The organism is Rhodococcus sp. B50 (assembly GCF_013602415.1).
In the GTDB taxonomy this organism is placed as follows: Bacteria; Actinomycetota; Actinomycetes; order Mycobacteriales; family Mycobacteriaceae; genus Rhodococcus.
This window is the reverse complement of record NZ_WPAG02000002.1, coordinates 4,374,071-4,397,262: the sequence shown is the minus strand read 5'-3', so window position 1 is coordinate 4,397,262 and position 23,192 is coordinate 4,374,071. Positions and strand designations below refer to the sequence as shown.

At 66.4% G+C, this 23,192-nt stretch carries 25 protein-coding genes; 13 read left to right on the top strand and 12 right to left on the bottom strand.

The features are described from left to right. Positions 1 to 68: 68 nt before the first annotated feature. The 6 genes from GON09_RS20730 to GON09_RS20705 all read right to left on the bottom strand — a co-directional run bounded on the left by GON09_RS20730 (position 69) and on the right by GON09_RS20705 (position 5,611). Positions 69 to 1,211, bottom strand: a complete 1,143-nt coding sequence (locus GON09_RS20730; protein WP_213933485.1) for a thiolase family protein — start codon at positions 1,209 to 1,211, stop codon at positions 69 to 71. Further along, positions 1,204 to 2,025 carry an enoyl-CoA hydratase/isomerase family protein gene (locus GON09_RS20725; protein WP_213933484.1) on the bottom strand — a complete coding sequence of 274 codons (822 nt, stop codon included), beginning with the start codon at positions 2,023 to 2,025 and terminating at the stop codon, positions 1,204 to 1,206. Before GON09_RS20725 ends, GON09_RS20730 begins: the two co-directional genes overlap by 8 nt. Beyond that, the gene (locus tag GON09_RS20720) at positions 2,022 to 3,287 is read right to left on the bottom strand and encodes a CaiB/BaiF CoA transferase family protein (protein ID WP_213933483.1); all 1,266 of its coding nucleotides are present in this window, start codon (positions 3,285 to 3,287) and stop codon (positions 2,022 to 2,024) included. The genes GON09_RS20725 and GON09_RS20720 overlap by 4 nt, the downstream gene beginning before the upstream one ends. Beyond that, on the bottom strand, positions 3,287 to 4,054 hold the full coding sequence (locus GON09_RS20715; protein ID WP_213933481.1) for an SDR family NAD(P)-dependent oxidoreductase: 768 nt from the start codon (positions 4,052 to 4,054) through the stop codon (positions 3,287 to 3,289). The genes GON09_RS20720 and GON09_RS20715 overlap by 1 nt, the downstream gene beginning before the upstream one ends. Next, positions 4,054 to 5,220 carry an acyl-CoA dehydrogenase family protein gene (locus GON09_RS20710; protein ID WP_213933478.1) on the bottom strand — a complete coding sequence of 389 codons (1,167 nt, stop codon included), beginning with the start codon at positions 5,218 to 5,220 and terminating at the stop codon, positions 4,054 to 4,056. The genes GON09_RS20715 and GON09_RS20710 overlap by 1 nt, the downstream gene beginning before the upstream one ends. Before the next feature lie 79 nt (positions 5,221 to 5,299). Then, the gene (locus GON09_RS20705) at positions 5,300 to 5,611 is read right to left on the bottom strand and encodes a hypothetical protein (protein WP_307854428.1); all 312 of its coding nucleotides are present in this window, start codon (positions 5,609 to 5,611) and stop codon (positions 5,300 to 5,302) included. Positions 5,612 to 5,905: 294 nt separating this feature from the next. Here GON09_RS20705 and GON09_RS20700 point away from each other — a divergent pair, with 294 nt between their 5' ends. The 9 genes from GON09_RS20700 (at position 5,906) to GON09_RS20660 (ending at position 13,515) form a co-directional block, all read left to right on the top strand. Then, positions 5,906 to 6,442, top strand: coding sequence for a carboxymuconolactone decarboxylase family protein (locus GON09_RS20700; RefSeq protein ID WP_213933476.1), 537 nt, complete (start codon positions 5,906 to 5,908; stop codon positions 6,440 to 6,442). Between the two features lie 4 nt (positions 6,443 to 6,446). After that, on the top strand, positions 6,447 to 7,712 hold the full coding sequence (locus GON09_RS20695; protein WP_213933474.1) for an aromatic ring-hydroxylating oxygenase subunit alpha: 1,266 nt from the start codon (positions 6,447 to 6,449) through the stop codon (positions 7,710 to 7,712). Beyond that, positions 7,709 to 8,047 (top strand): hypothetical protein, encoded by a 339-nt coding sequence (locus tag GON09_RS20690; RefSeq protein WP_213933472.1) that lies wholly within the window; start codon positions 7,709 to 7,711, stop codon positions 8,045 to 8,047. The genes GON09_RS20695 and GON09_RS20690 overlap by 4 nt, the downstream gene beginning before the upstream one ends. 301 nt (positions 8,048 to 8,348) lie before the next feature. Then, on the top strand, positions 8,349 to 9,641 hold the full coding sequence (locus tag GON09_RS20685) for a cytochrome P450 (RefSeq protein WP_213933471.1): 1,293 nt from the start codon (positions 8,349 to 8,351) through the stop codon (positions 9,639 to 9,641). Beyond that, positions 9,638 to 9,826: a ferredoxin gene (locus GON09_RS20680; RefSeq protein WP_059384035.1), complete on the top strand. Its 189-nt coding sequence runs from the start codon at positions 9,638 to 9,640 to the stop codon at positions 9,824 to 9,826. The genes GON09_RS20685 and GON09_RS20680 overlap by 4 nt, the downstream gene beginning before the upstream one ends. Before the next feature lie 177 nt (positions 9,827 to 10,003). Continuing rightward, on the top strand, positions 10,004 to 11,215 hold the full coding sequence (locus GON09_RS20675; RefSeq protein WP_213933470.1) for a metal-dependent hydrolase family protein: 1,212 nt from the start codon (positions 10,004 to 10,006) through the stop codon (positions 11,213 to 11,215). Then, positions 11,202 to 11,627, top strand: a complete 426-nt coding sequence (locus GON09_RS20670; RefSeq protein WP_060650211.1) for a nuclear transport factor 2 family protein — start codon at positions 11,202 to 11,204, stop codon at positions 11,625 to 11,627. The genes GON09_RS20675 and GON09_RS20670 overlap by 14 nt, the downstream gene beginning before the upstream one ends. Beyond that, positions 11,624 to 12,712: an acyl-CoA dehydrogenase family protein gene (locus GON09_RS20665; protein ID WP_213933469.1), complete on the top strand. Its 1,089-nt coding sequence runs from the start codon at positions 11,624 to 11,626 to the stop codon at positions 12,710 to 12,712. The genes GON09_RS20670 and GON09_RS20665 overlap by 4 nt, the downstream gene beginning before the upstream one ends. Positions 12,713 to 12,780: 68 nt before the next feature. Next, positions 12,781 to 13,515 (top strand): acyl-CoA dehydrogenase family protein, encoded by a 735-nt coding sequence (locus tag GON09_RS20660; protein WP_244866838.1) that lies wholly within the window; start codon positions 12,781 to 12,783, stop codon positions 13,513 to 13,515. A gap of 19 nt (positions 13,516 to 13,534) precedes the next feature. Here the strand turns inward: GON09_RS20660 and GON09_RS20655 are convergent, their stop codons facing one another. Both GON09_RS20655 and GON09_RS20650 read right to left on the bottom strand, forming a co-directional pair. Then, positions 13,535 to 15,001: an aminotransferase class I/II-fold pyridoxal phosphate-dependent enzyme gene (locus GON09_RS20655; RefSeq protein WP_213933467.1), complete on the bottom strand. Its 1,467-nt coding sequence runs from the start codon at positions 14,999 to 15,001 to the stop codon at positions 13,535 to 13,537. Positions 15,002 to 15,033: 32 nt separating this feature from the next. Next, the gene (locus tag GON09_RS20650) at positions 15,034 to 15,474 is read right to left on the bottom strand and encodes a nuclear transport factor 2 family protein (protein ID WP_213933466.1); all 441 of its coding nucleotides are present in this window, start codon (positions 15,472 to 15,474) and stop codon (positions 15,034 to 15,036) included. 87 nt (positions 15,475 to 15,561) lie between these two features. On the opposite strand from GON09_RS20650, the gene GON09_RS20645 reads away from it, so the two are divergent. After that, entirely contained in the window at positions 15,562 to 16,329 is a 768-nt protein-coding gene (locus tag GON09_RS20645) for an SDR family NAD(P)-dependent oxidoreductase (protein WP_213933464.1), read from the top strand. Between the two features lie 137 nt (positions 16,330 to 16,466). Here GON09_RS20645 and GON09_RS20640 read toward each other — a convergent pair whose 3' ends face one another. The 3 genes from GON09_RS20640 to GON09_RS20630 are packed head-to-tail and all read right to left on the bottom strand — an operon-like array spanning position 16,467 to position 19,408. Then, a complete protein-coding gene (locus GON09_RS20640; protein ID WP_213933462.1) occupies positions 16,467 to 17,258 on the bottom strand; it encodes an enoyl-CoA hydratase in 792 nt (263 codons plus the stop codon). Then, the gene (locus GON09_RS20635) at positions 17,251 to 18,426 is read right to left on the bottom strand and encodes an acyl-CoA dehydrogenase family protein (RefSeq protein WP_213933461.1); all 1,176 of its coding nucleotides are present in this window, start codon (positions 18,424 to 18,426) and stop codon (positions 17,251 to 17,253) included. The genes GON09_RS20640 and GON09_RS20635 overlap by 8 nt, the downstream gene beginning before the upstream one ends. Next, the gene (locus tag GON09_RS20630) at positions 18,410 to 19,408 is read right to left on the bottom strand and encodes an acyl-CoA dehydrogenase family protein (RefSeq protein WP_213933460.1); all 999 of its coding nucleotides are present in this window, start codon (positions 19,406 to 19,408) and stop codon (positions 18,410 to 18,412) included. The genes GON09_RS20635 and GON09_RS20630 overlap by 17 nt, the downstream gene beginning before the upstream one ends. Positions 19,409 to 19,588: 180 nt before the next feature. Between GON09_RS20630 and GON09_RS20625 the strand changes: the two genes are divergently transcribed. The 3 genes from GON09_RS20625 to GON09_RS20615 are packed head-to-tail and all read left to right on the top strand — an operon-like array spanning position 19,589 to position 22,221. Continuing rightward, on the top strand, positions 19,589 to 20,239 hold the full coding sequence (locus GON09_RS20625) for a TetR/AcrR family transcriptional regulator (protein WP_213933459.1): 651 nt from the start codon (positions 19,589 to 19,591) through the stop codon (positions 20,237 to 20,239). Positions 20,240 to 20,285: 46 nt separating this feature from the next. After that, positions 20,286 to 21,101 carry an acyl-CoA thioesterase gene (locus GON09_RS20620; protein WP_213933458.1) on the top strand — a complete coding sequence of 272 codons (816 nt, stop codon included), beginning with the start codon at positions 20,286 to 20,288 and terminating at the stop codon, positions 21,099 to 21,101. Between the two features lie 40 nt (positions 21,102 to 21,141). Then, entirely contained in the window at positions 21,142 to 22,221 is a 1,080-nt protein-coding gene (locus GON09_RS20615; protein ID WP_213933457.1) for an NAD(P)H-dependent amine dehydrogenase family protein, read from the top strand. Between the two features lie 77 nt (positions 22,222 to 22,298). Here GON09_RS20615 and meaB read toward each other — a convergent pair whose 3' ends face one another. Then, the gene (meaB, locus tag GON09_RS20610) at positions 22,299 to 23,180 is read right to left on the bottom strand and encodes a methylmalonyl Co-A mutase-associated GTPase MeaB (protein WP_213933456.1); all 882 of its coding nucleotides are present in this window, start codon (positions 23,178 to 23,180) and stop codon (positions 22,299 to 22,301) included. Between the last annotated feature and the right edge of the window lie 12 nt (positions 23,181 to 23,192).

Genomic DNA, 23,192 nt, shown 5'->3' with positions numbered 1-23,192 from the left:
CTGAACGCACATTAGGTCATTTTCCCGAGTGTGACAAGGGTCTCATCACATATATGTTTCCGCCTGGATCACATCAGTTCGACGACGGTCGCATTGGCAGTGCCCCCGCCCTCGCACATCGTCTGAAGGCCGAAGCGAAGGCCCTGATCACGCATGTGATGGATCATCCGGGTCATCAACACCGCACCCGAACCGCCGAGCGGATGACCGAGCGCGATCGCCCCGCCGAGCGGATTCATCTTCTCCGGATCGGCTCCCGTCTCGGCCAGCCACGCCAGCGGCACCGACGCGAAGGCCTCGTTCACTTCGAAGACACCGACCTCTCCCAAGGCGATACCCGCCTTCGCGAGGGCCTTCTCCGTCGCGGGGATGGGTCCGGTCAGCATGAGTACGGGGTCGGCACCGGCGACCACACCCGCCCGGTACCGGACCAGCGGGGTGAGCCCGAGCTCACGGGCCTTCTCCGGCGTCGTGACCAGCAGTGCGGCCGCACCGTCGGAGATCTGCGACGAATTGCCGGCGTGGATGACACCGTCCTCGTCGAAGGCCGGTTTCAGTCCGGCCAGCTTCTCGACGGTCGACCCCCGCCGCACCCCTTCGTCCACCGACACCACACCCGCGTCGGTCGGCACCGGAACGATCTGCGCGTCGAACGCACCGCGGTCCAGCGCGTCGGCGGCCCGCTCGTGCGAGAGCACCGAGAACTCGTCGAGGCGGGTACGGGAGAAGCCCCACTTGCGGGCGATCTTCTCGGCCGAGATGCCCTGGTTGAACGAGAAACCGTCGTAGCGGGCCAGTGCCTTCGGCCCGTACGGCTGCCCCGAGGCGCGCGCCGAACCCAGCGGCACGCGGCTCATCACCTCGACGCCGCCGGCAACGACCACATCCTGCTGCCCGGACATCACCGCCTGCGCGGCGAAGTCGAGCGCCTGCTGGCTCGATCCGCACGCCCGGTTGATCGTGGTGCCCGGGATCGACTCGGGCCAGCCGGCCGCGAGAACCGAGTACCGGCCGATGTTGCTCGACTGGTCTCCCACCTGCGAGACACAGCCCCACACGACGTCGTCGACGACCGCCGGATCGATCCCCGCGCGCTCGGCGAGCGCCTGCAGGACGTGCGCCGACAGATCCGCCGGATGCTCGCCCGCCAATCCCCCGTTGCGCTTGCCGACCGGGGTGCGGACGGCCTCGACGATGACTGCTTCACGCATGTACTTCTTCTCCACTCGTAGTCTGTGGTTCCGGATTCAGCGCCCACCTGCCGGTGAAGTGGGCCTCGCGTTTCTCCGCGAAGGCCCGGAACGCCTCGGGCGCATCGACGGTTCCGAAGTTGACCGCTTGAGCACGCGCCTCACCGGCGAGGGCATCCCGCAGGCCGCGGTCGACGGCTTCGTTGAGCAATGCCTTGGTCTGTGCCAGAGCGACGGGTGGCCCGGCCGCCAGCCGAGCACAGAGATCACCGACGAACGCGTCGATGCCCTCTTCGGATTCCACCCAGGTCACCAGGCCGAGTCGGTGTGCCTCGTCGGCGTCGACGGCCTCGGCCAGCAACGCCAGTCGTTTCGCCTGCTGCAGACCGACGAGCCTCGGCAGCAACCAGGTACCGCCGAGATCGGGTGACAGTCCCCTTTTCACGAAGATCTGCGAGAAGGTCGAGCGCGGTGTCGCGACCACCAGGTCGCATCCCAGCGCCAGGTTCCAGCCGGCGCCGTAGGCGACGCCGTCGACCTTCGCGACGGTGGGGACGGGCAGTTCGTGCAGTAGCAACGCGACATCCGTGAGCTTCCGCAGCTTGCGCAACGGGTGCGCGACAGCGGGGTTCGCGATATCGGCGCCCGAGCAGAACGCGCCGGCCGCGCCGGTGACGACGAGGACTCGCACGCCCGGGTCATCGGCGGTGTCGACGAGCACGTCGTGCAGCTCCTGCCACAGCGGACCGTCGATCGCGTTCTTGCGATGCGGCCGGTTCAACGTGAGGGTCCGGACCCCGTCGCGGTCGTCGACGAGGAGGGTGTCGGCGCTCATCCGGTCGCCTCCCTACCGGGTGCGCGGTATGCGGGGCCGATCGCGCCGGATTCACGCAGCCGCGCGATCTCGTCGCGGGTGATCCCGAAGTCCTGCAACACCGCGTCGGTGTGCTCGCCGAGCCCCGGTACCGCACCCATGGGCAGTTCGAACCCCGCGACGACCGGCGGGGGAAGCAACGCCTCGATCGGACCGTTGGGGGTCGCGACTTCGCGCCAGCGGTCGCGGGCCTGCAGCTGCGGATGTGCGATCACGTCGCTGGGCAGGTTGTACCGCGAATTGCCGATACCGGCCTCGTCGGCGATCTTCTGGATGTGTGTGAGAGGATGCCGGGCGCACCACTGCGCGATGGCCTCGTCGAGCACGGCGCGGTGTTCGCAGCGACCGGCGTTGGAGCGGAAGCGCTCGTCGTCGGCGAGGTCGTCGCGTTCGATGATCTCCCGTGCGAGTCGCTGCCATTCCCGGTCGTTGGTGGTGCCGAGCACGACCACCTGCTCGTCCGCGGTGCGGTACGACCCGTAGGGCGAGACGGCCGGCGACGACATGCCCAGCGGCTGCTGATTCACCCCGGAATAACGCGTGTAGGTCAGCGGATATCCCATGAGCTCGGTCATCGTGTCGAACAGACTCACGGACACCTTCGACAGGCTTCCGCCACGGCCCCGGTGCCGCTCCTTGCCGCACAGCAGGGCGAGGATCGACACGGCCGAGTACAGGCCGGTGGTGATGTCGGCAACGGGCGGCCCGGGTTTTGCGGGCATGTCGGGATAACCGGTGACCGCGCACGCACCCGATTCGGCCTGGACGAGAAGGTCGTAGGCGCGTTTGTGGGAAAGCGGGCCACCCGGACCGTAGCCGTCGATCTCGACCGCGATCAGTTCGGGATAACGTTCCTCGAGCTGGTCGGGTGAGAGCCCGAGTCGCGCCGTCGCGCCCGGCGCGAGATTCGACACCAGGGCGTCGGAGCGCTCGAGGATCCGGTGCAGCACCGCGAGACCGTCGTCCGATTTCAGGTCGAGCGTGACCGATTCCTTGCCGCGGTTGGCCCACACGAAGTGGGCTGCCATGCCACCGACGACGTCGTCGTAGTCGCGCGCGAAGTCACCACCGCGGGGATTCTCGATCTTGATGACCCGCGCGCCGAAGTCCGCGAGCGTACGCGTGCACATCGGTGCCGACACGGCCTGCTCGAGGGTGACGACGGTGACGCCCGCGAGCGGGCCGTCGGAGCCCACAGAACCTGTTGTCACCGTCTCGGTCATCACATCACCATGCCGCCGTCGACCGGCAGCACCTGCCCGGTGACGAACGACGCCGCGTCCGTGGCCAGGAAGACGAACGCTCCGGCGACCTCTTCCGGAGACGCCCAGCGGCGCAGAGGAATGCGGTTCAGCATAGTGGCCGCGAACTTCTCGTCGGTGCGGATCGTCTCCGTCATGGGCGTCGCGGCGAGGGGGGCCAGCGCGTTGACGAGGATGTTCTTGCGGGCCAGTTCGCGGGCGAGTGACTTGGTGATCCCGATGATCCCCGCCTTGGCCGCGGAGTAGTTCACCTGCCCGAGCGTGCCGGTGATGCCCGCCGAGGAGGTCACGTTGATGATGCGCCCCTTGCCGTCGGTGGCAAGGAAGGGCAGCGCCGCCTGCGAGCAGTTGAAGGCGCCGAGCACGTGGATGTCGTGGATGCGCTGGAACGATTCGACAGTGGTGGCAGCGAACATCGCCGGGTCGGTGACACCTGCATTGTTGACGAGAATGTGGAGCACACCCTCGGTCAGACCGGCTGCACGCGCCATCGCGGCGTCGGCCGCCTCCCGGTCGCGGACGTCGAGCGCGGCGCTGTCGGCCTTACCGCCGCTAACCGAAATCCGTTCGGCCACAGCAGCTGCGGCGTCACCGTTCACGTCGGTGACGAGAACGGCCGCACCGGCCGCCGCGAGAGCTTCGGCGACGGCCGAGCCGATACCGCCGGCCGCGCCGGTCACCACGGCCGAGCGCCCGGTGAGATCGAAGAGTGAATTGTTCACGGCCATCAGTAGCTCCTCGGCAGTCCCAAAGTGTGTGAGCTCAGGAAATTCAGGATCATCTCCTGGCTGATCGGTGCAATGCGCATCACGCGCGCTTCGCGGAAGTACCGCGAGACGTTGTATTCCTCCGAATAACCCATACCGCCGTGTGTCTGCAGCGCCCGGTCGGCGGCGGTGAATCCCGCATCGGCACAGAGATATTTGGCGGTGTTCGCTTCCCGTCCACACGGCTTGCCGTTGTCGTACAGCCAGGTCGCCTTGCGCAGGACGAGTTCGGCGGCGTCGAGGTGGGCGAGCGAATCGGCGAGGGGGAACTGTATTCCCTGGTTCATGCCGATCGGGCGGCCGAACACCTCACGTTCGTTGCCGTACTTGACGGCCTTGTCGAGCGCCACGCGACCGATGCCGAGCGCCTCGGCGGCGATGAGCATGCGTTCGGGGTTGAGTCCGTCGAGCAGATACTCGAAACCCCTCCCCTCCTCGCCCACGCGGTCCTCCACCGGCACCCGCAGGTCGTCGATGAACAGTTCGTTCGACGTGACGGCGTTGCGCCCCATCTTGCGGATGGGTCGGATGTCGACGCGACTGCGGTCGAGGTCGGTGAGGAACAACGTCATACCGTCGGTCTTCTTCTCGACCTCGTCGTACCGCTGGGTGCGGGTCAACAGCAGGATCTTCTCGGATTCCTGCGCCTTCGAGATCCACACCTTGCGGCCGTTGACGACGTAGTGGTCGCCGTCCCGCCGGGCGAAGGTCGTGATCCGCGAGGTGTCGAGTCCTGCACCGGGTTCGGTGACACCGAAGCAGACGTGCAGGTCGCCGTTCACGATGCGCGGCAGTGTGCGGGCCTTGAGTTCGTCGGAACCGTGCTTGACCACCGGCTGCATGCCGAAGATGTTGAGGTGGATCGAGCTCGCGGCGTTCATGCCGCCACCCGATCGGGCGACCTCCTCGAGGAGCAGGGTGGCCTCGGTGATGCCGTATCCGTGGCCGCCGTACTCCTCGGGCATGGTGATACCGAGCCAGCCCCCGTCCGCCATGGCCTTGTAGAACTCTGCCGGGAACTCGTGGGCGAGGTCCTTCTCCATCCAGTACTGGTCGTCGAACCTCTTCGTCAGCTCGGCCACCGACTTGCGGATGAGCTCCTGATCCTCACTGAGTTCGAAACTCATTCCGCTCACCGTCGGCACCTCCGGCCCTGTCGGCGGGACTGCAGGTCGTCGAGGTTCATAAGAATCCCTTTCGTGTCGGTCAGTCGGAGGCGGGAAGCGGCTTCGCGGCCTTGAGAGTCATGGGGAGACCGCCGTAGCCGAGTTCCCCGGACCCCGAGGAGGTGCACAGCACCTCGACCGTGTCGTCCGCGTCGACATAGCGCTTGCCGAGGACGGTGACAGCGTCGCCGGCCGACGGTTCGGGTCGGCCCGGAGGGGCCGGAATCATCGGGACGCCACCGCATGTGAGCTCCTGAGCATCCCCGGCCGGTGCGCGGACGACAACGACCCTCGTGGAACCTTCGGCGGCGGCGAGCTGCACTCCTGGACGAAGTGGTGCGGGTGTGGTCACGACGTACCTCTCTTTCGATCGCTCGACGGACGAGCGCGACCCGGGTGGCTCGTAGATGGAAACTATCCTCTCTTTTCTGGAGAATCAACCTTCGCGCAAGACCGCGCGTATGGACGAAAGTCGCGTCGCGCCCACACCCCCATCGGGAGAACGAATCGGCGCGCACTCCACACACGGAGTCCCTACCAGCAAAAACGGGACATTTCTCGCGGAACGTTGACTATCCGGCGCGGACGTGGAAATCTATCGATCAGAAATGAGAATGCAATTCTCTCGAACAGGGAGGAGGTTGATGTGGCACTGCTATCCCCGCTGCCGGCGGAACTCTGGGACGAGGACGTCGACGCAGCACTGAAAGGCCTGATGCCCCGGCACATGAGGAACCCGGAGCAAGCCGGCACCGCGATGGCGACGCTCGTCCACCATCCGGAGTTGACCAAGGCCTTTCTCGGTTTCAGCGTGCACCTGCTGTTCCGGTCCACACTCCCGGCCCGGCTGCGCGAACTGGTGATCCTGCGGGTCGCCGCGTTGCACGACTGCTCGTACGAGCGTGAGCACCACGTCGAGATCGCAGGTACCGAAGCCGGCCTCACGCCGGACGAGATCGCCGCGGCCCTCGACGGGTCGGCCGAGGATCCTTTCGAACAGCGTCTGCTCGACTCCGTTCGGGAATTGACCGAGACCTCGCGTCTGTCCGAGGAGACCTGGACAGCGCTCTCGGAGCATCTCACCACCAAACAACTGATGGATCTCATCTTCACCGTAGGTGGCTACAGCCTGATGGCCATGGCCTACAACACCTTCGGTATCGAGTTCGAAGACGAAAGGTAGAGCCTTGCCCCACTTCACCAAACCGGCCGAGGGAAGCTGGACCGAGAGTTTCCCCGGGCTCGATACTGCCCCGGTCGACTACACAGACTCGATCGACCCCGCCTTCTTCGAAGCCGAACGCGACGCGATCTTCAAGCGCACCTGGCTCTACGTCGGTCGCGTCGAGCAGCTTCCCCGCGTCGGCAGCTACTTCACGAAGGAACTGCCTTCGGCCGGCCCCGGCACCTCGCTGATCATCGTCAAGGGCAACGACGGCGTCGTCCGCGCATTCCACAACGTCTGCCGCCATCGCGGGAACAAGCTGGTGTGGAACGACTTCCCCAACGAGGAGACGGCCGGTAGCTGCAAGCAGTTCACCTGCAAGTACCACGCCTGGCGCTACAGCCTCGAAGGCGAACTGACCTTCGTGCAGCAGGAGGGCGAGTTCTTCGACCTCGACAAGAAGGACTACGGACTCAAGGACGTCCGCTGCGAGGTCTGGGAAGGGTTCATCTACATCAACCTCGACGCCGACGCGATTCCGCTCGTCGACTACCTCGGCGACTTCGCCAAGGAACTCGAAGGCTATCCCTTCGACAAGATGACCGAGGTCTACAGCTACCGCAGCGAGATCAACGCCAACTGGAAGCTGTTCATCGACGCCTTCGCCGAGTTCTACCATGCCCCGATCCTGCACATGAAGCAGGCGGTCAAGGACGAGGCCGAGAAGCTCGCCGGCTACGGCTACGAGGCCCTGCACTACGACATCAAGTCCCCGCACTCGATGATCTCCTCCTGGGGTGGCATGGCGCCGCCGAAGGACCTCGAGATGGTCAAGCCCATCGAGCGCGTCCTGCGCTCCGGATTGTTCGGTCCCTGGGACAAGCCCGACATCGAGGGTCTCGACACTCTGCCGAAGGCCCTCAACCCGGCCAACTTCCACAGCTGGGGCCAGGACAGCTTCGAGTTCTTCCCGAACATGACGCTGCTGATCTGGCAGCCGGGCTGGTACCTCACCTACAACTACTGGCCGACCGCGGTCGACAAGCACGTCTTCGAGGCGAGCCTCTACTTCGTTCCGCCGAAGAACGCTCGCGAGCGCCTCGCCCACGAACTCGCGGCGGTGACCTTCAAGGAGTACGCCCTCCAGGACGCGAACACCCTGGAAGCGACCCAGACCATGATCGGCACCCGCGCAGTGACCGAGTTCCCCCTCTGCGACCAGGAAGTACTTCTGCGCCACCTGCACAAGACCGTCGCCGACTACGTCAAGGAGCACCAGCAGCGATGACCACCACCGAGACGCGGCTGCCCGCCGAATTCGCCGACCTCGAGCCCTACGCGGACTGGGCGCTGGCCACCGAGCCCGAGCGCTACGCGAAGCGACTGGCCTCGACCATGCCGGAGATGCAGCGGTTCTACGATGCCGCATTCGCCCGCCTCGAGGACGCCATCACCTACCTCGACAAGTTCGATCTCGACGACCTCGACGACGACGCGCGTGCTCTCATGCACGTGATGCAGTCGCTGGTCATGGTGTCCTTCCCGGTCGAGGTGTGGAAGCAACCGCGCGTTCCCGACAGCGGTGCGGCCTGGGCCGAGATCACCAGGGAGCCGGTGGTCTGATGCCTTCCGTCGGGGCACTCCGGCGATGAACGCACTTCGCGCCCGTACTCGAACCTTCCGGGGTTCGAGTACGGGCGCGTCGTCGTTTCCATACTTCGACGGCTTCCGCATTCAAGATCGAAAACAGATCGACCACGATCGTCACGTGATCGATCACAAGTCCGAAATGCACGAAACATCCCCTCGCGCCGGACTTTCCAACCCGTGGTTGGATGTGCGGCGAGACACGGCTTCGAGCGCGGGACGGCCGCGGGACGAGGCCGAACTCTGCACCAGCCCACAGCCTGCCCCGGGAGGAACCATGACCGACATCGAGACGAAGAACTTCTTCACCGATCCGGAACTCGTCGAGGACCCGTACCCTTATTACGACGCCCTGCGCGAGGGATGCCCGGTCAGGCGCGAACCCCACCACAACGTCATGATGGTCACCGGATACGAAGAGGCGATCCAGGTCCTGAGCGACGAGCAGACGTTCTCGTCGTGCATCTCGGTGACCGGTCCCTTCTCCGGGCTGCCGGCCTGCCCCGAGAGCGACGACATCACCGACTTCATCGAGGAGCATCGTCCCTCGCTGCCGATGAACGACCAGCTCCCCACGATGGACCCCCCTCAGCACACCGACCATCGCGGCCTGCTGATGCGGCTCATCACCCCCAAGCGCCTCAAGGAGAACGAGGCCTTCATCGAGCGCATCGCCGACCGGCTCCTCGACGACCTCCTGGTCCGCGGTGAGGGCGACTACATCACCGGCTTCGCCGCGCCGTTCGCGATGCTCGTCATCGCCGACCTGCTGGGCGTCCCGGAGAGCGACCACCAGGAGTTCATCGAGGGCCTGAACATCCAGGTGGAGAAGGGTTTCTCGCTCGGCAGCACCGAGGGTGAGGCCCTGAAGCTCAACCCCCTCGAGTTCCTGTACAAGAAGTTCGGTGCGTACATCGAGGACCGCCGCGCGAACCCCACCGACGACGTGCTGACGGGCCTCGCCACCGCGACCTTCCCCGACGGCACCCTGCCGCCCGTCGACGACGTCCTCCGCATCGCGGCGAACGTGTTCTCCGCGGGCCAGGAGACCACCGTACGCCTGTTGAGCTCCGCGCTGCGGATCATCGCCGAGCAGCCGGAGCTCCAGAAGACCCTACGGGACGAGCCCGACCGCATCCCGAACTTCATCGAGGAGACGTTGCGCTTCGAGAGCCCGATCAAGGGCGACTTCCGGCTCGCGAAGACGCCGACCGCCGTCGGCGGGGTCGACGTGTCTCCCGGCACGATCATGATGCTGGTCAACGGTGCCGCCAATCGCGACCCGCGTCAGTTCTCCGATCCGAACGAGTTCGACCTCGATCGCCGGAACGCCCGCACCCACATCGCGTTCGGTCGCGGCGTGCACTCGTGCCCGGGTGCCCCCCTCGCCCGCACCGAAGGACGCGTGGGCATCCAGCGCCTGCTCGAGCGCACCAGCGAGATCCGGATCTCCGAGAAGGTGCACGGCCCCGAGGACGACCGGAAGTTCGGCTACCTGCCGACCTTCATCCTGCGCGGCCTGCTCGCACTGCACCTCGAGTACACGCCGGCGGAGGGTGAGTCGAAGTGAAGGTCTTCGTCGACGACGACGCCTGTCGCGGACACGGGGTCTGCCTCGCCGCCTGTCCGGAGGTCTTCGATCTGAGCGACGGCGGGTACGCCGTCACGCTCGTGTCCGAGGTCCCGGCCGAGCATGAGGAGTCCGTGCGGGAGGCCGCAGCGGGTTGCCCCGAGAGGGCGATCCGGCTCGACTGAGTCACCGCTCGAAGCTGCACATCGGCGTCGGTCCGGTCCGAAAGGTCCGGACCGACGCCCTTTTTCGTTCTGTCCACCGAGGGTCGATTGACGTCGTCCGGGTTGTATGAAAACCTCATAATCAAGATAGAGAGTGACATTCTCGCAATGTGTCGCTCTCCGATGAAAGGACGAGCGATGCTGACTCTGAAGGCAGCCGGACTGCTCGACGTCGACACGGGCGAGATCGTCCGTCCGGGAATCATCCGCGTCGACGGCGAGCGCATCGTCGGAGTGGGCGGAACACCTGAAGGTGACGTCATCGACCTCGGCGATCTCATTCTCATGCCCGGCCTGATGGACATGGAGGTCAACCTCCTGATGGGCGGGCGGGGCGAGAAACCCGTCTACTCGACGGTCCAGGACGACCCGCCCCTGCGCATGCTGCGCGCCGTCGGAAATGCCCGCCGCACCCTGCGCGCGGGCTTCACGACCGTCCGCAATCTCGGCCTGTTCGTCAAGACCGGCGGATACCTCCTCGACGTGGCCCTCGGAAAGGCCATCGACAAGGGCTGGGTGGACGGTCCACGAATCGTCCCTGCCGGCCACGCCATCACCCCCACCGGCGGCCATCTCGATCCGACGATGTTCGCGGCGTTCGCCCCCGGAATCCTCGACCTGACGATCGAGGAAGGCATCGCCAACGGAGTGGACGAAGTCCGCAAGGCGGTGCGCTACCAGATCAAGCACGGCGCCCAGCTGATCAAGGTGTGCGTCTCGGGTGGCGTCATGTCGATGACCGGGTCCGCAGGAGCACAGCACTACTCCGACGAGGAATTGCGCGCGATCGTCGACGAGGCACACCGCCGCGGTATGAAGGTCGCCTCGCACACGCACGGCGCCGAGGCCGTGCGGCACGCGGTCGAAGCCGGAATCGACTGCATCGAACACGGGTTCCTCATCGACGACGACGCGATCGACCTGATGGTCGAGCGCGGTACGTGGCTGGTGCCCACCACCCGCCTCGCCGACGCCATGGACACCTCCCACGCGCCGCCGGAACTCCAGGCCAAGGCCGCCGAAATGTTCCCGAAGGCCCGCACCTCCGTTCTCGCGGCATACAAGGCCGGCGTGAAGATCGCGGTCGGCACCGACGCACCGGCCATCCCCCACGGCAAGAACGCCGACGAGATCGTCGCACTCGTCGATCGCGGACTTCCTCATCTCGCGGTGATCCAGGCCGCGACCATCAATGCGGCAGAACTCATCGGCGTCGACGACCGCGGTCGCCTCGCCGAAGGTCTGCTCGCCGACATCATCGCCGTCCCCGGCGATCCCACCGAAGACATCACCGTCACCCAGAACGTGCGGTTCGTGATGAAAGGCGGAAAGGTCTATGTCCACAACTGACCGTTCGATCACCGACGATCTCGTCGAGATCAACCAGCTGCTCGCCCGCTACGCAGTGAACATGACGAAGAACGACGTCGAGGGCGTCGTCTCGGTGTTCACCCCCGACGGCACCTACAGCGCATTCGGCGACGCATTCCCGCTCGACCGGTTCCCCGAGCTCGTCGCGGCCGCACCGAAGGGCCTGTTCATGACGGGCACGGCCCTCATCGACATCGACGGCGATACCGCGACCGGCACCCAGCCGTTGTGCTTCGTCGAGCATTCCACCCACGACATGCGGATCGGCTACTACAACGACACCTACGTCCGCACGGCCGACGGCTGGCGTCTGCGCACCCGCGCAATGACCTTCATCCGCCGCAGCGGAACCCACGACTCCGGCATCCCCCACGCCTTCGAACCGGCATGAACATCACCGAGTTCAGGACCGCCGTCCGCGCCTGGCTCGACGAGAACGATCTGACCCCCGGCCCGGATCACTCGTTCGACGCCCAGGTCGAACAACTCGCTCGCGTGCGACGGGAACTCTTCGACGCGGGCTGGATGCGCTACGGCTGGCCCGAGGAGGTCGGCGGGCTCGGCGGCGACGCCGTCCTGCGTGCCGTGCTCGGCGAAGAGGTCGCGACGCGCGATCTCGCAGAACCGGGCATCTATTCGATGATCGAGGTACTGGCACCCACCATGATCTCCTACGCGCGACCCGAGCTCGCGGCGGAGATGGTGCCGAAACTGTTGCGCGGCGAAGAACAGTGGTGCCAGGGCTTCTCGGAGCCCGGATCGGGCAGCGACCTCGCGTCGCTGTCCACCCGGGCCGAACAGCGCGGCGACGACTGGGTGATCAACGGGCAGAAGGTCTGGACGTCGCTCGCGCAGTTCGCCTCCCGCTGCGTGCTGCTCACCCGAACGGCACCGGGACACAAGGGCATCACCGCCTTCTTCGTCGACATGGACACCCCGGGCATCACCGTCCGACCGCTGCGCACGATGCACGGCGTCGACGAGTTCGCCGAGGTGTACTTCGACGACGTGGTCGTTCCGGCCGACCGGATGCTGGGCAATCCCGGTGACGGCTGGAAGCTCGCGATGGATCTGCTGCCGCACGAACGATCGACGTGCTTCTGGCACCGCATCGCCTATCTGTTCACGCGGCTGGATCGACTTGTGGACGAGACGGATTCGGCGGCCGACGACGAACTCGGTGCGGCCTACCTCGCACTGCACACCGTGCGGTGCCGGTCGCTCGCGACCCAGCAGCGACTCGCGTCGGGCGCACCGCTCGGTCCCGAGACGTCGGTCGACAAGATCCTCCTCGCGACCGCCGAACAGCAGTTGTTCGACACCGCCCGAGATCTGCTGCCCGGCGTGCTCGAACTGTCCGACGTCGAATGGCGGACCGAATTCCTGTATTCCCGTGCGGCGACGATCTACGGCGGCACGGCCGAGATCCAACGCAACATCGTCGCGCGCCGACTTCTCGATCTGGGGGCGGAGTGACGACCTACAGCACTGCATCGGCGCCGGATTCGGATCTCGGCCTGCTCGAGGACGCACTGCGCAAGACCATGGAGAGCACAACCGGTGCCGCTCTCGACACGGCCCTGATCGACCTGGGCTGGCACGACATGCTCACCGAGATGCCCGAGGACACCATCCCCATGGTGTTCCGGTTGCTCGGCGAGACCGGCGCTCATGCTCCGGTGATCAACGACGTCGTGCTCGTCGATGCGGGTCGCGCAGCCGGTGGGGTCGTCCCGCTCCCCTACACCGGTGGACGGTGGATCGAATGGGCGCGCGAGGACCGGGGCACCACCGCCCTCGACGCCGAACTGCCGATCGCGACAGCCCGTTCGGGTGATCCCGTGCCGGTCGCCGCGGCGCGTCGCGCACTCGGCTGGTGGCTGGTCGGAACGAGCCGGGCGATGCTCGATCTGGCCCGCACACACGCTCTCGACCGCACCCAGTTCGGCAAGCCGATCGCCGGGTTCCAAGCCGTGCGGCACCGGCTCGCCGAGACATACGTCGCCGTCGAGGGAGCAGAAGCCACCCTACGTGCAGCCACCGACGAGCTCGGTTCCCTGCTGGCGAAGGCCGCCGCCGGCCGTGCGGCGATCATTGCCGCACGGCACTGCCAGCAGGTCCTCGGTGGGATCGGTTTCACCGCCGAGCACGACCTGCATCGGCATATCAAGCGCGCGCTGGTGCTCGACGGCCTGCTCGGCAGTTCACGCGAACTGACCCGCGAGGCCGGCGCGATCATCCGGTCCGAGGGCTCGGCTCCGCGCCTGGTCCACCTCTGACGCCTGGTCCGGTCCGACGTCAGCCCTCGACGACCACCCGGAACTCGTCGAGGGCACTGTCGGTCGCGTCGGGCACGTTCATCCCGGCGCCCACACCGCTGCGGAGATAGTCGACGACCGCCTGGTCGAGTCGCTCCCCCGGCACGACCGCGGGGATACCCGGCGGGTACGGCGTGAGCTGTTCCGCCGCGACACGACCGGCAGCACGGTCGGCAGCGACCATCTCGGTCCGGCCGAAGAAGGCATCGCGCGGGGACATCACCGATTCGAGCTGCAGTTCGTCCGGGCTCGGCAGGTCGATCCTCGGAGGCGGATCGAAGGACTCTGCCACCCGAGACAGTGCCTCGAGCGATTCGACGAGCCGGTCGGCGGTGTCCTCATTGTCTGCCATCGACATCGTGGCGAGGATTCTGCGGTGGTCGGTCATGCCGACATCGACGTGACAGTGCTCGCGCAACCAGTCGGCGCACTGGTATCCGGAGACCCCGAGTTCGTCGAGGTCCATGAGGATCTGCAGGCGGTCCAGGTCGTGGGAGGCCTCGTCGCCGAGCAGGCGTTCGTCGAGCACCGCGATCCCCTCGATCCGGTCGATGCGGTCCCTCGTGGTCCGCGCCAGATCGAGGGCCGCGCCGAGCAGTTCTGTGCCGCGCTCGACCATCTGCCGCCGCCATCCGTCGATCGCCGAGTAGATCAGCACATTCGGACTGGTGGTCATGAGCAGGTCGGCGCAGGCCGACAGGTGCGCGGCGTCGACGAGGTCGCCCTGGACGTGATACACCGAGCCCTGCTCGAAACCGGCGCCCATCTTGTGCACACTGACCACACAGATATCGGCTCCGGCGTCCATCGCCCAGGTCGGCAGGTCGTCGTGAAACGGCAGGTGTGCACCCCACGCCTCGTCGACGATGAGCGGCTTTCCGCGTTCGTGGCAGACGTCGGCAATACCCGCGATGTCGGCACACGTCCCGTACGGGCTGGGACTGACGATCAGCGCTCCTGCTGCGTCGGGATACTCGTCCCACATCTCGCGGACCTGCTGTGGCGACGGCGGATGGGAGAAGTGCATCTCCTCGTCCCACTGCGGTGTGATCCAGCGCGGAGTGACGCCGCTGAAGATCAGTCCCGCGACGATCGACTTGTGCGAGTCGCGGCCGAGCAGCAGGCCGCCCGGATCGTTGCCGGCAACCGCCATCATGGCGGCCTTGACCGACAGGGAGCTTCCGCAGGTCGAGAAGAAGGCCTGCTCGGCCCCGACCGCGTCGGCCATGAGTTCTTCGGCTCTGCTCAGATATCCGTTGCGCGAGAGCCGGTCGTCGAGGCCGCCCGAGGCGAGGACATCCGCGCGAAACGGATCTCGTCCGAGCACCTTCGCGACACGTTCGTCGACGCCACGGCCCTGCCGGTGTCCCGGCGGGGAGAAGCCGTAGCGATCGAGCCGGTGGTACTGCTCGAGAGCGTCGAGCAACGGAGCTTCCGACTGGTCCATGCCGGTCGGTTACCCGGACCTGCGATCGGCAATCAGTGGGACCCGTTCTTCGCCGGGTCGGGGTGGTTGGAGAACCACAGGCTCTCCTCGACGAGGCGACAACTCTTCCACCCCTCCGAGGTGCGCACGACCTCGTGGTGATAGTTGCCCCCGCAATAGGTCAGGCCGTCGACACCGGGGAGTTGCATCGGGTTGTAGAACATCGCCCGCACCGTCGCCCGGTCGCCGTCGAGGTCCACCTCGATGTTGGTGATGAAATGCTGCGACATCGGCAGGTACGACAGAGCCTTCTGCAGCTGTGTGAGCACGTCGTCCCTCGGTCCCGGCGGATACCCCACCGAGCTGTAATCGAGATGGGCATCCTCGGTGAAGACCGATGTCATCTTCCTCCAGTCCTTGGTGTCCACCGCCGTCGCATAGCGGTAGAGGAGTTCGGTGATGGCGTACTTGTCGCACAGCTCGTCGGGCGTCATGAGGCTCCTTCGACTTCGTCCGGAATTTCATTCTTTCAGAAGAGAACCACCTTTCCAAGACCCCCTGTTCTGGTGCATGATCCGTATATGGGACAACTTGACTCTCTTCACGATCTGAGCGGGAAAACCGCTGTCGTCACAGGTGGTTCACGCGGCATCGGCCGCGCCATCGCCCAGATCCTCGCCGAACACGGCGCCGACGTCGTCGTCGCCTCCCGCAAGTTCGATGCGTGCGAACTCGCCGCGAAGGAGATCGAGGCATCGACCGGCAGCACGGTGCTGCCCGTCGCCTGTCACGTCGGGCAATGGGACGACTGCAATGCACTCGTCGACACGACACTCGACCACTTCGGCCGCTTCGACATCCTCGTCAACAATGCCGGAATGTCACCGCTCTACCAGGATCTCGAAACCATCACCGAAGAGCTGTACGACAAGACCTTCGGAGTGAATCTCAAAGGCCCGTTCCGGCTCGCGGTCCGCGCCGGCAAGTACATGGCGGAGAACGACGGAGGGTCGATCGTCAACATCGGTACCGCAGGGTCGCTGACGGCGAGTGTGCGCGAACTCCCCTATGCATGCGCGAAAGCAGGCCTGAACGCCCTCACTGTCGGGCTGGCCGAGGCCTACGCACCGAAAGTGCGTGTCAATTCGATCCTTCCGGGCCCGTTCCGCACCGACCTGTCGAAGGCGTGGGCTCCGCCGGAAGACGAAGAGGCGTCCTTCGTTCCGCTGCGACGCATGGGCCGGCCGGAGGAGGTCGCGCCGCTCGCACTCCATCTGGCCAGCGACGCCTCGAGTTTCACCACGGGAGCGATCATCCGCGTCGACGGCGGCGTCACCCGCAAGGTCTGAGACATAGGTGTGGGTCCGGCCCCGTCAGCCGGGGTCGGACCCACACGTCGTGCGCTGTCCATCCGCGGACAGATTCGTCATCCGCGACCGCAATCGCCGCGGCGGAAAGCGAGAACGGTAGCGGATTCCCTTGCGTGCTAGCGGATGTTGTCCTTCATCTCGTCGAGATTCATCAGCACCGGCCACCCGCTGTCGCTCAGGGCGTTTCCGTGGCCCGTCTGATGAATGTCGAAGACCGACTGGATCGCGGCGTAGAAGCCCTGCACGTCGAGGGTCTGGTTGACCGCCCGCTTGGCCTGCCGCAGCCCGAACGGATGCATCGTCGCGATCTGCTCGGCCAGTGCCCGCACTTCGGTGTCGAGATCGGCGCGCGGCACGACACGGTTCACCATGCCCGTCTTCTCGGCCTCCTCCGCAGTGACCGGCCGGCCGGTGAAAAGGATCTCCTTGGCCTTACGCGGTCCGAGTTCCCAGGTGTGACCGTGGTATTCGACCCCACCGATGCCCATGAGGACCACGGGGTCGGAGAACGATGCGTCGTCGGCCGCGACGATGAGATCGCACGGCCAGCACAGCAGGAGTCCACCGGAGATGCACCTGCCCTGCACCGCGGCGATGGACGGCTTCGGGATATTGCGCCACCTCAGCGAATACTCGAGATAGCGGCGGGACTCGTTGCGGTAGATCATCTCGAGGGTGATCTTGTCGGGAACCGGCTCCCCGCTGCGGAGGTCGTGCCCGGCCGAGAAGTGCTTGCCCTCGGCGCGGAGCACGATCACGGAGACCTCCGGATCGTCGCCCGCCCTGGTCCACGCGGCGTCGAGTTCGTCGAGCAGAGAACCATTCTGGGCGTTGGCCACCTCGGGACGGTTCAGCGTGATCGTCGCGATCCGGTCGGCGACGTCGTAGAGGATGTAGCTTTCAGCCACGGGGCAGCCCCAGCACGCGTTCGGCGATGATGTTGCGCTGGATCTCCGACGTGCCACCCGCGATGGTGCCGGCGAAGCTCCGCACGAACCTCTCGAACCAGCTCGACGAGAAGTTGTCGAGATTCCACGGCACGTATGCCGACGTCGACGCGGGATGGACGAGACCGTCCGGCCCGGCCGCGTCGAGGGCGTGTTCGGCGGCGGACTGGACCGCTTCGGAACCGAGGAGCTTGAGCACCGACAGAGCCGGGACATCCTGCGCTCCGCGAGATTCGCGGACGAGCGCGGCCGAACCGAGCAACTTGAGCGCCTGGTGATCCATCACGAGGGTGGCGTAGCGATCGCGGTCGAGCACCGTGCGGGGTCGGAAGTCCTCGACGAGATCCTGCAGCCTGTCGGCGAAACTGAGCCACAGCAGGGTGCGTTCGTGCCCGAGCGAACCGTTCGCGACCGACCAGCCGCCGTTCAACTCGCCGATGAGGTTCCCGGCGGGCACACGAACGTCGGTGAAGAACACCTCGTTGAAATCGCGGTCGTCGCCGTCGGCGACCGACGGAAACGGCCTGCGGACGACGCCGGGCAGGTCGGTGGGGATGAGCAGGACACTGATCCCCTTGTGCTTCGGTGCATCCGGATCGGTGCGGACGAAGGTCAGCAGTACATCGGCGTCGTGGGCGCCGGAAGTCCACACCTTCTGACCGTTGACGACGAAGTGGTCGCCGTCGAGGACCGCCCGGGTCCGCAAGGAGGCGAGGTCGGATCCCGCGCCGGGCTCGCTCATTCCGAGGGCTGCGGTGATCTCTGCACGGAGTATGGGCACCGCCCAGCGCTGCTTCTGCTCCTCCGTGCCGAAGGACAGCAGCGAGGCTGCGATGATGCCGAGGCCCTGCGGGTTGAAGCTGTGGTAGATCCGCCGCTTCGACAGTTCCTCGAGGTGGACGTACTGCTGGAGGATCGTCGCGTTGCGGCCGCCGAATTCGGGCGGATTGCCGGGCAGCAGCCAACCATGGTCGAACTGGACTCGCTGCCAACGGCGTGCCCATTCGGGGACGTCGGCGCTCGATCGGGCGCGGACGGTGGCCTCGGACGGATCGGGCAGATGCTCGTCGAGGAAGGCCACGAACTCGGCGCGGAACTCTTCGACGTCGGAATCAAACGAGAGTTGCACGGTACTCCTCGGCGATCAGTGCGCGGTGGTCCGCGGCGGAGCCGAGCATGTGCTCCCCCGCCCGGGCACGCTTGAGCGCGAATTGCAGGTCGTTCTCCCAGGTGAAGCCCATAGCGCCGAACAACTGCAGACCGCTACGGAAGACCGTCGACTGGCATTCTCCTGCAGCGGCTTTGGCCATGGAGGCGGCGAGGCGACGGCGCGGGTCGTCCTCTGCGATCGTCAGTGCTGCGAAATACGCGAGTGCGCGGGCGCGTTCGACGGCGACATGCATGTCGGCGGCGCGATGTTTGACGGCCTGGAACGATCCGATCGGCACACCGAACTGCTGCCGGTTGCGCACGTGGTCGAGCGCGAGATCCACGATGCGACGGCAGGCGCCGACCATGGTGACGGCGAGACCGGCAAGAGCGACGTGCCGCGCCTTCTCCACATCGACGTCGGTGTCCGGGTCCGCATCGACCCGCACGTCGTCGAACACGATGTCGGCCAGGTGCAGGACCGGGTCGAAGGCGGACGTGCGGTGGGCCGACACCTGATCGGCCCGAACGGTGAACACACCGGCCTCGGTGACGACGGCGATGTCGTCGGCGCGGTCGCCGTCGAGCACCCGGTGCGCTGTGCCGCGGAGCAGCCAGCCGTCGGCGTCACGCACAGCGGAGATGCCCTCGTACACGGCTGCGCCCGCACGATCGGGTCGGGTCCGGCCGGCGACGAGCGGGGCGAACTGTGTGGTGGTGGCGAGGAAAGGGGTGGGGTCGGTTGCCCGGCCGAGTTCCTCCAGGACGATCGCGAGCTCCACCGCAGCCTCGGACTCGACCAGTTCCGTCCAGCCCAGGCCCACATACGTCTTCCACAACGGTGCCGGATCGGCTCCGTTGTCGACGACAGTGCGGACGAGTGTCGACGGGCATTCCTTCGCCGTCACTTCCCGGACGGTCTTCTGCCACAACTGCTGATCGGAGTCGAACTCGAAAAGCATTCCGACTTGCCTCCTTCCTGGCGCTGAGCCTGGGGTACTCGATGAGAATAACATTCTCTTTTCAAGATAGTAATAGTCTCGAATCGGTGCGGGAAATGGAAGGACAGTCCCGCAATGCGTCCCTACCCTCCGGTACAGTGCCCCTATGTCCACCCCACGCGACACAGGGCGATTCCGGCAGTGACGGGCCCCAGCGAAGAACCAGCCTGGAAGCAACGCGCAGTCGAGCGCTCCATCCGGACCGCCAAACTGCGCGCCGAGCAGCGCGTCCAGCGCTTCCTCGACGCCGCGCAGGCGATCATCACGGAAAAGGGCAGCACCGACTTCACCGTCCAGGAGGTCGTCGACCGCTCCAAGCAGTCGCTTCGCAGCTTCTACCTGCAGTTCGACGGTAAGCACGAGTTGCTGCTCGCCCTCTTCGAGGACGCCCTGAGCCGCTCCGCCGACCAGATCCGCGCCGCTGCCGCCGGCGAGAAGGCTCCTCTCGATCAGCTGCGCGTCGCGGTGGAGTTGCTGTTCGAGTCGTCCCGGCCCGATCCCACGGCCCAGCGACCGCTGTTCACCGACTTCGCTCCCCAGCTGCTGCTCACCCACCCCGCAGAGGTGAAGGTCGCGCACGCGCCCATGCTCGCGCTGTTCACGGAGCTGATGGAGAAGGTCGATGCCGAAGGCAGCCTGCGCGAGGGATTGAACCCGAAGCGGATGGCTGCCATGACGATGCAGACCGTGATGTTCATCGCTCAGTCCAGCGGAGGGGACGACAACACGAACCGCCCCATCACGTCCGACGAGGTCTGGAACTTCTGCTCGCAGGGATTCGCCGCCTCGTAGAGAGAACCCCATTCTCAAATCGGAGTAGTTCACTTACACTCGGTTCGTGACCGAGTTGTGGAACGACCTCCTCGCCTGTCTCGACCTGCGCTCGTCCCCTCGGGACGAGGAGCACCCCGAGTCGGTGGTGTTCGAGGGCAGCAATCAGCACCTCGAATACCACCGGCTCTTCGGCGGTCAGCTGCTCGGCCAGTTCGTGCGCGCCGCCGAGCTGACCTGCCCCGAGAAGAGCATCAAGTCCCTGCACACCGTCTTCGCTCGCGAAGGACGCGCCGACGAGCCCGTCCGCTACGAGACCACCCGCCTGCACGAGGGCCGGACCTTCGCCACGCTGACAGCGGTCGCCCGTCAATCGAAGGGCGTGCTCGCCACCGCGTCGGTGTCCCTCCACGTCGGTGAGGACGGCCCCGAGGTCCAGACCGTGGCATCCGTGCCGCCGGTGTTCGACGAGAGCACGCGCACCGAGTTCTCGTTGATCCCGTGGGAGACCCGTACGACGACCGATCTCGAGGACCGCGGGGTCTCGACCCCCGAGTTCGAGATGTGGATGCGCACCCCCCGAGTCGACGAGACGTATCCGCCGGCGCTCGCCGCCTACGCCACCGACCTCAACCTGATCGGCACCGCACTGCTCGCCGTTGACGGCTTCGACCACACCGGCAACGGAACGGCGTTCACATCGGCGGTCACCTCGCACAACCTGTGGTTCCACCGCCCGTTCCGCAGCGACGACTGGCTGCTGCTGCGTCAGCACAGCCCCCTCGTGGCCCACGGACGGTGCTTCGGCCGCGGCGACCTGCTCACCGAGAAGGGTTCTCTCGTCGCCTCTTTCGCTCAGGAAGCCCTGCTGCGCCTGCCCTGACGGTTCTTCTCCCACGACCACCGATCGAGATCGAGGTGTCATGCAACGACAGTCCGCCCCCGACAACGCCGTCGTCGACATCTCGACGCCTCGCCCTCTGCGGGTGGTGCAGTGGGCGACCGGGACGATCGGCACTCGCGCCCTGCGCGCGGTGATCGATCATCCCTCGCTCGAACTCGTCGGCGTGTACGTGCACAGCGACGACAAGGCCGGCCGCGACGCGGGCGAGCTGTGCGGACGCGACCCGATCGGTGTGCGCGCCACCAGCAACGCCGACGAGATCATCGAACTCGGGGCGGACTGCGTGCTGTACATGCCACTGCTGTTCGATCTCGACGAAGTGTGCCGAATTCTCGCCTCCGGCACCGATATCGTCACCACCCGCGGTGAGTTCCACCGACCGGCGGGTATGGATCCGGTGGTGCGCGAGGCCGTGGCGGCCGCGTGCGCACTCGGCGGTACGTCGATCCACAGCACCGGCAGCAGCCCCGGTTTCGTCACCGAGGCCGTTCCGCTCGTGCTCACATCCATCCAGCGGAGACTGGACCATCTCGCGATCGACGAGTACGCCGATCTCTCCCAGCGGAACTCGCCCGGAATCCTGTTCGACGTCATGGGATTCGGCGGTGATGCCGGCGAGTTCGCGGACGCCCGGCTCGCCCACGTGGAATCGAACTTCGGACCGTCGCTGGCCGCCCTCGCCGACGCACTCGGCCTGACCCTCGACACCATCCACACCACGGGCGAACTCGCCACGGCACGGTCCACGGTCACCATCGCCGCCGGCACGATCGAAGCAGGAACGGTGGCCGCGCAACGCATCACGGTCTCCGGTATCCGCGACGGCCGGGAATTGATGCGGTTCCGGCCCACCTGGTACTGCACCGATCAACTCGATGCCGACTGGGATCTGCATGCCACCGGATGGCACATCACCGTCGACGGCGACGCACCCCTCGACATCGACATGCGTTTCCCCATCCCGCTCGAGCGAATGAGCGAGATCTCGCCGTCGTACACCGCCAATCGTGCGGTGAACTCGATCGCGGCGGTGTGCGCGGCGCAGCCTGGGATCCGGACGACCGTCGAACTCCCGCTCGTCGTCCCGGTTCTGGCCTGAGACGACGAACGTTGACGCGGTGAAACGGGATAGGCGCCGGTTACAGCGGTAGCGAACCCCGTTTCACCGCGCGAACATCACGACTGCGCGGATACGCACACACCCTCGACGAGGCGCGCGGCCGCCGAATACGGATCGTCGCGACCCTCCGCGACTGCCTCTGCAAGCGCATCCAGCTCCGAGTGATCGCGCAGGAGGGTGTGTGCCAGCGACAGGATCTGGCTGCGGGCCCTCGCAGCGCGACGCTCGGCCGTGTCGGCCCGTTGATGCGCCTCGATCGCGTCGACGAGGTCGTCGACGCCCTGGCCGGTCGCCGCGACGAGCTTGAGGATCGGGACCTTCACGTCTCCACGGAGATCGCGCACGGTCTGATCGGCGCCCTCGCGATCGGCCTTGTTGACGACGATGAGGTCGGCGACCTCGAGCAGTCCGGCCTTGGCGGCCTGGACGGCGTCTCCCCCACCGGGATTGAGGATGACGACGGTGGGTTCGGCGACCGAGGCGATCTCGATCTCCGACTGCCCCACACCCACGGATTCGAGCAGGATCACGTCGTAGCCGAGTGCCGCGAGCAGCCGTATCGACGCCGGGACGGCGGCCGCGAGTCCGCCGAGATGTCCGCGGGATGCCACCGAACGGACGAACACGCCCGAGTCCCCGACATGCGCGGCCATGCGGATGCGGTCGCCGAGCAACGCACCTCCGCTGTAGGGCGACGACGGGTCGACGGCCAGCACCGCGACCCGCAGTCCCCGTTCGCGGTAGGCGGTGGTGAGCGCCCCGACGGTGGTGGACTTGCCGGCGCCGGGTGGGCCGGTGAATCCGACGACGCGCGCGCGGGCAGGTTCGAGCAGCGCGAGCACCTCGTTCCGGCGCGGCCCCTCGACGAGAGTCAGCAATCGACCCGCGGCACGCGGGGAGCCCCCGCGTGCCGCGTCGATCAGTTCACCGATGTTCACGGCGTATCCCGG